This window comes from Hyphomonas sp., assembly GCF_046313735.1.
Classification (GTDB): domain Bacteria; phylum Pseudomonadota; class Alphaproteobacteria; order Caulobacterales; family Hyphomonadaceae; genus Hyphomonas.
The window spans coordinates 39,565-52,912 of record NZ_JBKBXW010000001.1; the positions used below are offsets into that span (position 1 = coordinate 39,565).

The 13,348-nt window shown below is 65.9% G+C and carries 12 protein-coding genes; 5 read left to right on the forward strand and 7 right to left on the reverse strand.

Features of this window, described 5'->3' with window-relative positions:
- The first annotated feature begins 59 nt into the window (after nucleotides 1–59).
- Genes ACK4SV_RS00190 through ACK4SV_RS00205 form a run of 4 tightly spaced genes read left to right on the forward strand, consistent with a single transcriptional unit; the run spans nucleotide 60 to nucleotide 5,416 of the window.
- Complete coding sequence (locus ACK4SV_RS00190; protein ID WP_409915762.1) at nucleotides 60–1,367, forward strand: MmgE/PrpD family protein; 1,308 nt, start codon at nucleotides 60–62, stop codon at nucleotides 1,365–1,367.
- Nucleotides 1,364–2,737, forward strand: a complete 1,374-nt coding sequence (locus tag ACK4SV_RS00195) for an MmgE/PrpD family protein (protein WP_409915763.1) — start codon at nucleotides 1,364–1,366, stop codon at nucleotides 2,735–2,737. Before ACK4SV_RS00190 ends, ACK4SV_RS00195 begins: the two co-directional genes overlap by 4 nt.
- Before the next feature lie 4 nt (nucleotides 2,738–2,741).
- On the forward strand, nucleotides 2,742–4,139 hold the full coding sequence (locus ACK4SV_RS00200) for a phenylacetate--CoA ligase family protein (RefSeq protein WP_409915764.1): 1,398 nt from the start codon (nucleotides 2,742–2,744) through the stop codon (nucleotides 4,137–4,139).
- A complete protein-coding gene (locus ACK4SV_RS00205; RefSeq protein WP_409915765.1) occupies nucleotides 4,136–5,416 on the forward strand; it encodes an amidase in 1,281 nt (426 codons plus the stop codon). The genes ACK4SV_RS00200 and ACK4SV_RS00205 overlap by 4 nt, the downstream gene beginning before the upstream one ends.
- Here ACK4SV_RS00205 and ACK4SV_RS00210 read toward each other — a convergent pair.
- From ACK4SV_RS00210 to ACK4SV_RS00230, 5 genes are all read right to left on the reverse strand, one after another.
- Entirely contained in the window at nucleotides 5,413–6,195 is a 783-nt protein-coding gene (locus ACK4SV_RS00210) for an enoyl-CoA hydratase/isomerase family protein (RefSeq protein ID WP_409915766.1), read from the reverse strand. The two genes, ACK4SV_RS00205 and ACK4SV_RS00210, sit on opposite strands and share 4 nt — an antisense overlap.
- Entirely contained in the window at nucleotides 6,196–7,620 is a 1,425-nt protein-coding gene (locus ACK4SV_RS00215; RefSeq protein WP_409915767.1) for an aldehyde dehydrogenase family protein, read from the reverse strand. It lies immediately after the preceding gene.
- Nucleotides 7,617–9,197, reverse strand: a complete 1,581-nt coding sequence (locus tag ACK4SV_RS00220; RefSeq protein WP_409915768.1) for an FAD-binding oxidoreductase — start codon at nucleotides 9,195–9,197, stop codon at nucleotides 7,617–7,619. The genes ACK4SV_RS00215 and ACK4SV_RS00220 overlap by 4 nt, the downstream gene beginning before the upstream one ends.
- 19 nt (nucleotides 9,198–9,216) lie before the next feature.
- Nucleotides 9,217–9,882, reverse strand: a complete 666-nt coding sequence (locus tag ACK4SV_RS00225) for a hypothetical protein (RefSeq protein ID WP_409915769.1) — start codon at nucleotides 9,880–9,882, stop codon at nucleotides 9,217–9,219.
- A gap of 122 nt (nucleotides 9,883–10,004) precedes the next feature.
- Nucleotides 10,005–10,802, reverse strand: a complete 798-nt coding sequence (locus ACK4SV_RS00230; protein WP_409915770.1) for a GntR family transcriptional regulator — start codon at nucleotides 10,800–10,802, stop codon at nucleotides 10,005–10,007.
- A 197-nt stretch (nucleotides 10,803–10,999) separates the two neighbouring features.
- Here ACK4SV_RS00230 and ACK4SV_RS00235 point away from each other — a divergent pair, with 197 nt between their 5' ends.
- Nucleotides 11,000–11,863, forward strand: coding sequence for a DUF1838 family protein (locus ACK4SV_RS00235; protein ID WP_409915771.1), 864 nt, complete (start codon nucleotides 11,000–11,002; stop codon nucleotides 11,861–11,863).
- A 3-nt stretch (nucleotides 11,864–11,866) separates the two neighbouring features.
- Here ACK4SV_RS00235 and ACK4SV_RS00240 read toward each other — a convergent pair whose 3' ends face one another.
- Together ACK4SV_RS00240 and ACK4SV_RS00245 are read right to left on the reverse strand one after the other, a co-directional pair.
- Nucleotides 11,867–12,292 (reverse strand): YciI family protein, encoded by a 426-nt coding sequence (locus ACK4SV_RS00240; protein ID WP_409915772.1) that lies wholly within the window; start codon nucleotides 12,290–12,292, stop codon nucleotides 11,867–11,869.
- The gene (locus tag ACK4SV_RS00245) at nucleotides 12,289–13,326 is read right to left on the reverse strand and encodes a nitrilase-related carbon-nitrogen hydrolase (protein ID WP_409915773.1); all 1,038 of its coding nucleotides are present in this window, start codon (nucleotides 13,324–13,326) and stop codon (nucleotides 12,289–12,291) included. The genes ACK4SV_RS00240 and ACK4SV_RS00245 overlap by 4 nt, the downstream gene beginning before the upstream one ends.
- Nucleotides 13,327–13,348 lie beyond the last annotated feature (22 nt).

Sequence of the window (13,348 nt, forward strand, 5' to 3'; positions counted from 1 at the left end):
GGCTCCTGGCGGCCAAAAACAGGTTTTCGCATGACGGGAGCGCGTGGTACACACCGAAAATGTCCGGACAAACTTCCGCCCTTCCCGAGACCCCCGCGCCGCTCACTCGGCAGCTGGCCGCGCACCTCGCCGCGCCCGTCAGCGAGGGCGACCGGGCCCGCGCGGGGCTGCACCTCCTCGACTGGGCCGGCTGCGCCGCCGCAGGCCGGGCAGAACCGGCCGGGCGCATCCTCCTCAGCGGGATGGACGCCACCGCCAGCGCCCGCGCCTTCGCCTGGGGCGGCCTTGGCAACATTCTCGAGATGGACGATGTCGACAAGCGCGCGCGCCTGCATCCTGGCCCCGCGATCATCCCCGCCGCCCTCGCGCTTGCGATAGAGACGGGCGCCGGCGGAGAGGCCCTGCTCAGCGCCATCGTGCGCGGCTATGAAGCCACCATCCGCCTCGGCCGCGCCACCGGCAACGCCCACTATGCCCTCTGGCACACGACCGGCACCTGCGGCGCCATCGGCGCGGCGGCCGCCTGCGCCAGCCTCCTCGGCCTCAGCGAGGAGGAGACGGCCCACGCCCTCGCCCTCGCGCTCAGCCAGTCCGCTGGCCTCTGGCAGACGCGGCACGAACCCGCCAGCATGGGCAAGCAGCTGCACACCGCAGCCGCCGCCCGCGCGGGGCTGGAGGCGGCGCGTCTTGCAGCCGCCGGATTCCTCGGACCCCTGACGATCCTTGAAGGTCCGCAAGGCTTCTTCGCTGCCATGTGCCCCGGTGCAGAGCCGGGCGGCGTGGCCGCGCCGATGCCGGGCTGGCGCATCCACGAGGTCAGCTTCAAGCCCTGGCCGGCCTGCCGCCACGCCCACGCCGCGATTGATGCCGCGCTCGCCTTGCGCGCTGAAGCAGGCGCTCCGGGGCCGGAGGAAACCATCCGTATCGAAACATACCAGGACGCGCTCGTCTTCTGCGACAAGCCTGCCCCGCGCACGGTGATCGAGGCGAAATTCTCGCTCCAGCATTCCGTGGCGGTCACCCTCCTGCGCGGCGCGCCCCAGCTTTCAGACTTTGCGACCGAAGCCCTGGGTAATCCCGAAATCGCCGGCCTCCGCGCGCGAATATCTGTCGCCGCAACGCCGGAATTCAATGACGCTTACCCCGCCCGCTTCGGCACAGCCGTCACGTGCGGCGCCCGCCGCATCGCTGTGCCCGATGCGCTCGGTGACCCGGAAAATCCGGTGACGGAGGAACAGGTCCGCGCCAAGGCGGCCAGCCTGTTTCAGGCCGGCGGCATCTCAGCCGATGTCGCCGCTGCCCTCATCACCGAGGCGCCCGCCGCCTCGCCGCGCTTCCTCGCCCTCATCCAGCAGGTGCTGGCATGAGCCTCGGCGCCGAAATCCTCTTCATCCGCCACGCCCTCGGGCTCCGCTGGGATGCAATGTCGCCGCCCGCGCAGGAGGCGGTGAAAACCTTCCTCCTCGATTCTCTTGGTGTCGGCATCGCCGGCGCAGGGGCTCCGCTCACGGATAATATCCGAGCCGCCGCCGCAAACTGGGCCGGGGCAGGGCGCGCCCATGTCTGGGGCCGGGAGAGCTACACAACCACCCCCGCCAACGCCGCCTTCATCAATGGCTTCCAGATCCATTGCCAGGAGTTCGACTGTGTGCACGAGCCCGCCGTCGTCCACCCGATGGCCACCATCCTCGCCGCCCTGATGGCCACCGCGCAACAGGTGAGCGAAGTCTCCGGCTGCGAGTTTGGCGCGGCCCTCGCCGCAGCCGTCGATGTCGCCACAGGCCTCGGCATCGCCGCCAAGACGCCGCTGAAATTTTTCCGTCCGGCCACGGCAGGTATCTTTGGGGCTACCCTGGGCGCCGCCCGCCTGCGCGGCTTTACCGAGGATGAAGCCCGCCGCGCGCTCGGCTATGCGCTCGCCTTCGCCTCCGGCACGATGCAGGCCCACGCCGAAGGCAAGCCCGCCCTGCCGGTGCAGATCGCCAATGCCGCGCGCGGCGCCGTCATGGCGTGCGATCTTGCCGCCGCCGGCATGGACGCCGCCGAATTCAGCCTTGAAGGCCCCTTCGGCTATCTCGCTCTGTATGAGGATGAAACGGACCTTGCTCCTGTTCTCGCTTCGCTAGGCAAGGTTTTCCGCATCGCGGAAGTCAGCCATAAGCCGTTCCCGACAGGCCGCGCTGCCCAGGGCGGCATCGTCCTCGCGCTGAAAGCACGCGCCGCCGGCATCCGCCCCGGGGACATCGCCTCCGCCACACTCACCGCGCCGCCCCTGATCAAACGCCTCGTCGGCCGCCCGGCCCATCCCGGCATGACCGCCAGCTATGCGCGCCTCTGCTACGCCTATTCCGGCGCCCTCGCCCTGACCGATGGCCGCGTCGGCCTTGCAGATTTTTCGGCAGAATCCCTCGCCCGCGACGACATTGCAAAACTCAGTGAACGCATCACCGTGATCGAGGACGGCCAGACCAACCCGGCCGCCTTCACGCCGCAGACCCTCACCCTTCGCCTTGCCTCCGGCGCCGAAGAAACCTTCACGATAACAAGCCTGTATGGCTCTCCGGCTGATCCGCTCAGCCCCGAGGACAATGCCGGAAAATTCCGCGCCTGCTGCGCCTTCGGCTTCGGCGCGCCGCGCGCTGATATCGAAGACGCGGTGATCCGCGCCATCGCAAATCTTGAAACCCTCGATGATGCGGGCCGCCTCGCGCGCCTCGCTGCTGGCTCAATGGAGTAATCCGATGACTGATGGACACAACACTTACTTCAACTCGGTCGATTGGGCCGCCATGCAGGCCGATCATCCGGTAGGCGACGCCTTCCTTGCCTTCGCCCGCAAATCCCGCGATGAAATCCGTGCGCATCAGGAACGCCTCTTTGCCCGCCTGGTCGCCCGTGCCTGGCAGACCGAATTCTATCGCCGCCACTGGGGCAATGCCGGTATCCAGCCCGGCGACATCAAAGGCCTCGAAACGCTCCCGCAACTTCCGAGCTTCGACAAGAGCGACATCATGGACTCGATCGCGCGCAATCCGCCGCTGGGCGATTTCGGCGGCTTTGAAGCCTATGGCGAAGGCGCCCGCCCACCCGTCATCCTGCACACGACCTCCGGCACAACCGGCACGCCGCAAGTGCTGCTGTTCGGCGCCAAGTCCCGCGAAGTGCAGAACCTGCTCCTGGGCCGGCTTTACCGCTTCCAGGGCCTGCGCCCGGATGATGTCGTCCACTCCGTCTATGGTCATGGCATGATCAATGGCGGCCATTATGTGCGCGAATCCGTCACCCACTGGACCAGCGCGCTGTTTCTTTCCGCCGGCACGGGTGTCGAAACGCCTTCCGTCCGCCAGGTCGCCCTGATGCGCGATTTCGGCGCCACCGTCATCGTCGGCTTTGCCGACTACATCAAGAAACTCGCCCGCGTTGCAGCCGAGCAGGGCATCGACCCCGTCCGTGACCTGAAGATCCGCATGATCTCCGGCCATCTCGGCCGCGAAGACAAGGAAACCCTCTCCGAAGCCTGGGGCGGCGCAGCCTGTTTCGACTGGTACGGCGTTGGCGACACCGGTTGCATCGCGGGTGAAGGTCCGGACCGGGACGGTCTCTATGTCATGGAGGATGCGCAATATCTCGAAATCGGGGATATCGACACCGGAAAGCCCGTGCCGGAAGGCGCTGAAGGCGACATGATTGTCACCTGTCTCTACAAGGACGATATCTACCCCATTATCCGCTTCAACACCCATGATGTCACCCGCCTCAAACCCGGCGCCTCAAGCATCGGGGTAAACTTCCAGCGGATCGAAGGCTTCCTTGGCCGTTCGGACAACATGGTGAAAATCCGGGGCATCAACATCTTCCCGCAGGCAATGGGCCCGATCCTCGAAGAGGATCCTGCCTTTGCCGGTGAATTCATCTGCAAGGCCCGCCGGGACGAGACCGGCCGCGACGAATTTATCGTCGCCGCCGAAATCACGAACGGGGCCGACAGTTCGGTGGCAGACCGCCTTCGCGCGCTGCTCAAATCCCGTATCGGGATTGACGTTGGTGTCGAGATTGCCTCGCCCGGCGACCTTGCGGGCCTCACCCAGACTGAAGTTCGCCAGAAGCCCATCCGCCTGATCGATGAGCGCTTCAAATGATGCCGCTCCAGCGCTTCCATCATTATGCGGAGCGTATCCGCGCATTCAATCCCGCGCTGAACGCCTACCTCCACCTGCGCCTCGATGCCGCGGAAACAGACGCGGCGGCTTCGGAAGCCCGCGTCGCCGCCGGAAAGCCGCTGTCGCAAATCGATGGGTGGTGCATCGCCGTCAAGGCGAACATCGCCGTCACAGGCCTGCCTCATCATGCAGGCATCGGCGCCTACAGGGATGATATTGCACAAGAAGATGCAGAGGTCGTCCGGCGGCTGAAGGCATCGGGCGCGGTCATTCTCGGCATCGTCAATATGCATGAAGGCGCGCTCGGTGCCACGACAGACAACGCCTTCTTCGGGCGTACGGTTAATCCGTGGAAAGAAGGCTATACACCGGGCGGATCATCCGGCGGCTCCGGCGCTGCGGTTGCAGCAGGCCTCTGCAATGTAGCGCTCGGGTCCGATACGATGGGTTCCGTGCGCATCCCGTCCGCCTATTGCGGTGTTCAGGGGTTCAAGCCCGGTCCCGGTGTCCTGTCCAACCGGGGGGTGCTGGCCCTGTCAGAGACGCTGGACACGATCGGCCCGCATGCGCGCAATATAGACAGCCTACGGAAGGTCCTCGCAGTCATGTCGGGGGCGGAAGCGCCCGCCTCCCGCCTGCCGCTTGAAGGTCTCAGGATCGGGGTCTGGGCTGAGGCAGGCAAGGCAATGATTGATCCCGCTGTAAAGGACGGCTTCCATCGCGCTCTGGCCAAACTGGAAGCTGCGGGTGCAACCACGAAGGCCTTTACGCCTCCGATCTATGCGTCTTCGCTATCCCGCCGCGCAGGGCTTCTTGTGTCCGAGGTCGAAGCGCATGCCATTCATGCGGAACGGCTGAAGCAAAATCCGGACGGCTTTTCACCGCTCTTCCGCAAGCTGTTGGAATGGGGCGCTGCGCAGGCCCCGGACCGGGTGGCCGCCGCCTACGAACATATCTGTGCCATTGCCGCTTCGGCGCCTGCAGTCTTCGAGGCACATGATTTTGTCATCGCACCAGTTGCTCCGCAGACGGCCTTTTCCTTTGATGCGCCCGTCCCGGAAACGCAGGCAGATTTCACCGCATGGGCAAACCTCGCAGGCCTGCCTGCCGCCGCAGTGTATACCGGCCTCAGCCCGGAAGGGCTTCCGTTATCGGTGCAAGTTATTGGACCACAAGGCGCCGATTCGCGCCTGCTTGATTTTGCGGAGGCGGTGGAGCAGGTGTTCGGGCTGCCGCCGTTGCCGCCGGGTTTCTAGCGGAATGTGAACGCCGCTGGCCGCTTGGCGAGAAAGGCGCGGTAGCCCTCCTGGAAATCCTCATTGGCAAAGCCTTGCAGGAAAAGCGCCTGAGCAGCCTCGGTCTCTTCGGTCCATCCAGATTGCAGCCCACGGATCATCCGCTTGGTGGCGCGGACAGACCATTGGGAAATGCCGGCAATGTCCATGGCCCACGCCCGCGCAGCCGCCAGCGCGCTCCCGGTGTCCACCATCCGGTCGATCATCCGGATCGTCAGGGCGTCTTCGGCTGAGAAGATCCGTCCCGTGAACAAGATATCCTTCGTCGCGCCCGGGCCGATGGCCGCCAGAAGCCGCCGCGTGTCACCGGCGGGATAGACGAGGCCGAGCTTTCCAGGGGTGACGCCAAACTTTGCTGCGGCGCCTGCGATCCGCAAATCTGCGGCCATGGCAAGGCTCACGCCGCCGCCAACACAGGCGCCTTCAATGGCGGCGATCACGGGCTTTTCGCTCGTCTCGATCGCGTCCAGGGCTTCAGCGATGCGCTGTCCGGAGGCGCGCGCGGACGCCTCCGTGGCATAGATCGACTCGAATTCGGAAATGTCCGCACCCGCAGCAAATGCGCCTGCTTCTCCGCCATGCAGGAGGATGACCTTGATGTCCGGATTCGCATTGGCCTCGGCAACGAGGCCGGGGATTGCGCTCCACATGTCGACCGAAAGGGCGTTGCGGCGCTCGGGCCTGTTGAGGATGATTTCGCCCAGCGGCGCGGCGGCATCAAGGCGGATCGGCAGGCTCATTCAGGCATCCTCGGCGAAAGCGGACAATGGGGCAGGCGCGCCCGTGTTAGCGATCAGCGCCTTGCGGCGCAAGAAGCGCTGGAAGCCCGCCGGCCCCATCCGGCTGCCGCCGAGGCCGGACAGACGAAATGAATGTTTCTCCGCTTCATGGAACAGGCCGGTCAGCGCGGCATCGTTGAGGCTCACGGCGCCCGCCTCGATCCTGCGGCCGATTGCCTCGGCCTCCTCCAGCGTGCCGGCGAAGACCGCTGCCGATAGGCCGTACACGGTATCATTGGCGAGCTGGATGGCGTCCTCAACACTGGAAAATGCCATCACTGGCAGGATGGGCCCGAACGTTTCTTCCGTCATCACGGCCATCTGATGGCTGACATTCGTCAGCACTGTCGGCCTCAGCCAGAGCCCGCCGCCAAGTGTCTCAATCTCTCCGCCGGTCAGGATGCGTGCGCCCTTGGCGGTCGCGTCGTCGATTTGTGCCCGGAGTATATCGGCCTGCCGTTCGAAGATGATGGGGCCGATCTCGCCGGCTGTGATGTCCGGCCAGTTCAGGCGTACGGCGGCGGCTTTTTCTGTCAGGCGGCTGAGGAATTCGGCCTGTATCTGCGCGTCCACATAAATCCGCTCGATGGACTGGCAGGCCTGCCCGGTCGAGAGGACAGAGCCGCGCAGCGCAGCGTCGGTTGCCTGCCCGATATCCGCGCTGGCGGTGACGATCAGCGGGTCCTTGCCGCCGAGCTCGAGGAAAGCGGGGATCATCCGCGCGGCCGCAGCAGCGGTAACCTTGCGCCCCGTGGCAACGGAGCCGGTGAAGCAGATGACATCCACAGCCTCGATCAGGGCCGCGCCGGTCGCGCCGTCACCGGATACCAGCGTGAGCACATCGCTGAGGCCCGCAGATTCTATCGCTTCCATCAGCGGGCGGATGAAACGAGGTGTCACCTCCGAAGGCTTGATCATCACGGCGCATCCCGCGAGCAGGGCAGGGATCGTATCAATCATCGACAGCGTCAGCGGGAAATTCCAGGGCGAGATGACGCCCGCGACTGCATACGGAACAAATTGCGGCGCATGGCGGATATGCGGAGCGGAGCGCCCTTCGGTCCAGCCTTCGGGCAGCAAGTGCGGTGCCTGCGCGGCCCATCCGCGCAGGCTGGCGACGGCGCCGTCCAGTTCCATGCCGGCGATGCGGCGCCGGCCAGTGTCGATTTCCAATGCGGCTGTGATGGCGCCCCGGTGCGCGGCGAGGGCGTCCGCGAGGCGGACAAGCGCTATTGTGCGCTCCTCCAGCGGCCGGGCGGCCCAGGCTTTCTGTGCGCTACGCAGGCGGGCAGCAATGGCGGCGATCTCCTCCGCGCCGGCTGCCTCGATGGCGTAGTCCATTTCGCCGGTGCGCGGGTTGCGGACGGGGAGGGTGCGGGGTGTCACAGGCCAAGCGCTCCCGGATTGATGGTGGCGTTCGGATCCAGAAGTGCCTTGATGGACTTCAAGAGGTCCAGAGATGCCGTATCCAGAATATCGGCATACGGATAAGATCGGCCAATCTGGAAATGTGCCGCGCCGAAGGAATCGAACAGGTCGATCACGCCGCGCCGCGCGCGCTTCACCGCTTCCGTGGCTTCGGGGTTTGAGGCATGGCGTTTGAGCTTTTTGAGATGTGCCGGTTCAACGAATTCCTCATGGATTTCAAGCAGTTCCTCCGGCCAGAGGAAGACCGGCTCGATCAGGTAGCCGGTGGTGGAGAGGGTGGTGACGAGATAGCCATGCTCGATCCGGTGACGGGCCATTTCGTCTGTGATCGACGCAAAATAGGCGTCGAGCGCCGCCCACATTTTCGGGCCGTCCTCCATGGCGACAATTCCGTGCACGGGCACCCAGCGTTCACCCTCTGGCCCGAGGATCGTGTTCGGCGCGGTGAACGGATTGGCCCGGATGATCTTCGGGATGGAATTCTCCGTCTCCTTTCCGCCATGGCGTTCACAGATGGTTTTCAGCCGCTTCATGTCCTCGGCGACACCGGCTTTCGAGCGGCCCTCGACGATGACATGCAGGCTCCAGCTCTCCGCTTCCATGAAGTTGCGCCCGGCGAGGGCCACCTTTGCGCCTTCCTGCAGGCCCTTGAGCAGGCTGCCCTGCGCCTTCATGACATTGGCGAGCGTCTTCGTGTCGGCGGCCAGCGAGGCGCGCTTCAGGCGCACGCGCGTCAGCGCAGGGTCAAAGCCGAACACTTCGCAGGCGATGTTCTCGCGCGCGACGGCCGCCATCGCTTCGGCGCATCCGTCCCGGCTGGAAAACTCGAAGGACGCCCAGTCCTCATGCTCCGGCCACGGAACAAGCCGGAAGGAGACTTCCGCCTTGATGCCCATCGCGCCGGAATCGCCGCAGAAAAGCCCCGTCAGGTCAGGGCCATAGGAACGCCAGAACGGCTTGCCCACCCGGGTGGCGCCGGTGCCGGTGCGCACGCGCGTCCCATCGGCGAGAATGATTGTCAGCCCCATCACGCTGTCGCCCGTCGTGCCATAGGTGCCGGCCCCGAAGAAGGCATTGTTCTGCGAAACCCCTCCGCCTACGGTGGAAGAGAGGCCCGACAAGGGCCCCCAGAAGGGCGTGCGCAGGCCAAGGGGCTTGAGCGCATCATAGAGCTGTTTCCAGGTCACGCCCGCCTCGGCGGTCACATACATGGAGGCGGCATTGATCTCCACGATCCGGTTGAGGCGGGAAAGGTCAAGGATGCCCGTGCCGGCCCGGTCCGGGGTGAAGCTGCTGGTATAGGACATGCCCCCGCCGCGCGGATGCAGGGCGACGCCCGCGCCATGACAGGCGCGTACAGCGGCTTGCAGCGCATCGACCGTGTCCGGAGCGATCACAAAATCGGCGGTGACGCCCGCCGCCCAGATATCCTGGCTCATCAGCCTGCGGAGGGCTACATCCTCAGAGTACCCCGCTTCGCCGAGGATCTGCCGGAGCTGGTCCTTCAGCGGTGCAGGGATCGTGGCGGTGTCCATGGGCAAATCCTCCGGCAGGTCAGATCGGTTTGAAAAGGGCGAGGGCGGCGGCCGCGATCAGCAGCGCCCAGATACAGACAACCAGCGGCCGCGCACGGTTCAGCGTCGCGGCAAGGCTTGCCTCCGCGCCCGCTGCGTCCGGCCCGGTCAGTCCCATCAGCGCCGGCCCCAGCGGCGCCAGCACCGCGCGAATGTAAAGCCCGAGGCCCGTGCACCCCGCCAGCGCCAAGAGCTTCAGCGACAGGAACAAGGGTAAGCCGTCCCCGCCGCCCGCGCCGGAAAGGCTCCACGCCGCGGCGGCCACAAGCCCCGCAATCATCAGCCAGCGGATCATCAGGTCCGCCTGCCGCCAGGCCATCGGCGCGGCGCCATGCCGGTTGTGGATCGCCCAGGCGAGCGCGAGCCAGGCGAGCGATCCCGCCCACAGCGCCGCCATCACCGCCGGGCCCATCGCCAGCCATCCCTTCGCCGCCGCAAGGCTCAGCCCCGTCGGCAGCGCCAGGATCAGCGCGGTGCGCGGCGCCATGTCCACATCGCCGACGATCTTCGCCGCCATCAGCCGCCGGTCCGCGCTCACGCCCGGCCGGATCAGGAAGCGGCTGGTATAGAACGCTCCCAGATCCCCGCCCAGCCAATAGACAAAGACGAGCAGGTGCAAGAGCGTGAAAAGGGCAAGGTCTGGCATCCGCCGGGGGCTCGCGATCAAAAGATATATCTTTTAATCGCGCGAACCGGCGCCGATGGCAAGAGCGCCCTGCCGCTGGCCCGCGCCGGTGCCCCGCGCTGCCTGCGCAGCAGGCACCCGCCTCAGCTGTCGGTCTTCCAGTCCTTCTGCCGCGCGGTGTCGCGCGTCAGGCGCATGTGATACTGGAACCGGTCGGAGCGGTAATGCGCGGTAATGTCCTGCACGGGCCGGCCTTTCCGGTCGCGCATAATGCGGTGGATGCGCAGGAGCGGCGAGCCCGGCGCCACGCCCAGATTGGCCGCCACCGCCGGCTCGGCCGGCTCCGCCATGATCGTCTGCTCGGCTTCCACAGGCGCATGGCCGGCCTTTTCCAGCAGCTTGATCAGCGATTCCGTCGCCAGCTCATCTTCCGAATAGCCCTCGGCCACATCCGCCGGAATATACGTCACCAGGTAGGAAAACGGCTCCCCCGCCAGCCGCCGCAGGCGCACGATGCGCTGTACGGCCGAACCCTTGGGCAGTTCCAGCGTCTCGCAGATCGCCGGGCTTGCCGAGCCCATCGTGCAGTCGAGCAGCTGCACCTGCGTCTCCACGCCCATCCGCGTCAGCCCGTCGATCAGGTTCTCGAAGCTGCCTTTCACGGTCGGCGCGGCGGCGTCATAGGTGATGACCGTGCCGATGCCCCGCTGGCGGCGCACGAAGCCGGCAATCGCCAGCTCGTTCAGCGCCCGCTTCACGGTGATGCGCGAAACGCCCAGCATCTCGGTCAGCTCCTGCTCCGCCGGCAGGCGCGTGTTGAGGCCGAGTTCGCCGCTCACGATGCGCGCCCGCAGGAGGTCATAGATCTGCTGGTAGAGCGGCGCATTGGCCGCCTCGTCCAGCATGTCTGCCGTCAGCGCAGGGGAAAGGTCGGCGGCCATGGGGCATATTTCCAATAGAAGTTGATCCGGTCTTCCGGCTTTATCGGCTGAGTGATGCCTATATGCAATGCACCGCCCCGTCTTTCCGGCGCGGCAGCGGGAGAGGGGGGTATCCTCGGGGTCGGAGACGGGCCGCCCCTTGCCGGGCGCGGAAATCCGGGTAAGCTGACAAAGGATATATCTTTTGGAGGTGCCTGATGATCCGCGCGGCTTTGCCTGCTCTTGCGCTCCTGCTCGCCGCCTGCGCGGGCGCCACCGGCGCTGCTCCGGCCATCGCACAGCCGCCCGCCGTCCCAGCTGCTGAGGCCGGGCCCGCCGCTGAGGCCGAGCCCGACATCTTCCGCCTCTGGATCGAGGCGCGCGCCGGCACGGGCGCGCCCGTTCACTGGGTGTCCGAAGGCGCGGTCTATGCCTATCCCTCGGGCGAGAAACTGTTCGGCATGGTGGGCTTTGATTCCTCCCGCATGCTCTGGCCGGAGAACGCAGGCGACGAGGTCGTGCACCTGACGCGCAAGACCTTCACCTATACCGATCCCGAAACCGGCGAGATCCTCACCGAATATAACGGCCAGGCCGTTGTCCCGATTGCCTATCCCTACCAGGTCATCCGTTACCAGATGAAAGACGGCCTGATCTTTGCCGAAGTGGAGCAGGGCGCCGCCCCGCGCATCCAGCGCATCGCCGCCAGCCATGGCATCGAGGCGCGCCGCCTCGGCACGAGCTGGGCATTCACCGCGCCGCTCTTCCTCAATTTCCCGCTGCCCGGCGGCGCGCAGTATGAGGCGTGGGAGAATTATGATTTCTTCATCCACCCCGAAGGCAGCGTCAGCGAGCCCCACCAGATGAGCTGGCAGCGCTTCGGCGACCTGCCGCCCTGGGCCGGCGGCGGCAAGGCGATCTATCACCTCTTGAGCTGGCGTGTGGAAAGTGCGGACGCATTCCCGCCCGCACTGCTGGCCTGGGCAGAGGCCGAGCAGCCGATGTGGCTTCATCCGCCTACGGATATGGACGAAATCCGCGCGCTGCAAGCCGGCACAGGCGGCCCCGGCTGGGGCCAGTAGCGCCTAGCCGCTGAGCCCCTTGGGCACATCATCCGGCGGGCCGCCGGCCGCGCGGTGGCGGATCGCCTCGCGGCTCGGCCAGATCTTGCCGCCGATGAATTGCCCGATGGAATTGGTGAATTCCTTATATTCTACAGAGGCATACATCCCGCAGCTGAGATAGGGGTCGGCCTCCATCAGCGCCTTCACCTCCGCGAGCGAGTTGCCCATCACCAGGAAGAGAGAGCCGACCAGAGCCTCGCCGCCTGGCTCGCGCAGCGGCCCGGCGGTCACATAGCGCGTCCAGTGACGCTCGACATGTTCGAGGTGGCCATCCAGGTGCAGCGCCCTGAATTCCGCCGCCCCCGGACCATCCCGGCAGATCACGAGATAGCAGGTCCCCTCCGGCTTCGGAACATGCGGCGGCACGGAATGATCCGCAGGCGTCATTTCAGGACCCCACTTGTCACCAGCCGGTCGATCACGGCCTGTTGCTGTGCAATCGCTTCGGCGCGCGATACCATCTGCCCGTCCGGCGTCCGGTTGGGCGGGGCAAGGTCCATGCCCGCATAGGCCGGCGCAAAGGCCGCCAGCGGCAGGCGTGTCAGCGTATTGGTCATGCCGGTCTTGCGCCGCGTCTCGCGCAGCGCGCCGATATCCAGCACGGCATTGGCATTCATTGTCTCGCCGCCCGCCGCGTCGGCCAGCGTTCGGCCATACCAGTCGAGCATGATGGACATGCCGTCGGTCGAGGCCGCGGGAACCGGCGTGCCGATGATGCTCGCGGAATTGGCCGAGACGACATAGGCCATCGTTTCAATCGCGCGGGCCTTCTTGGCGATATGTTTCGGCGTCAGCCCCGGCGCGCCAACTTCCGAGGTCGGATGAAGCAGCACTTCGGCGCCCTTGAACGCCAGCATCCGCGCAATCTCGGGATAAAGGATCTCCTCGCTCGCAATCGTGCCCAGCGCGCCGATCCCGGTCTCGGCCACGGGGAAGACGGCATCGGCGCCATAAATCTCGAGGTATCTGTCCCAGACATCATACGGGCTCGGCGAATAGAGCGAAATCATGCGGCGATAGCGCAGCACGGTGTCGCCATTTGGTCCGTAGACGACATTCGACTGGAAATAGAGCGCGGGAAAGTTCGGGTCGGTCTCATAATGGTTCGAGCACAGATAAACTCCGGCCGTCTGCGCCATGCGCGCCAGCGCGTCAGGAAAGGCGCCGTCCATGGGGATCGCGGCCTTGGCCTGCCAGGCCTCCCGCGTCTCGCCCATGGGAAAGCCCGTCATCCAGTATTCGGGCAGCACGACGAGTTTCAGGTCATACCCGTTGAAGCCCTTCAGGAAGTTCTTCGACGCCATGATCTGCCCGGTTACGCGGGCAATCGCCGCGCGCATTCTTGCGTGTGCGTCTTCCGGCGTCTGGTCCTGGTTCACGGCGTCGCAGACGGTCTGCAGGGCGAGGGCAGTATAGCGCATGGGGGCCTCCCGGGGCTCGGCA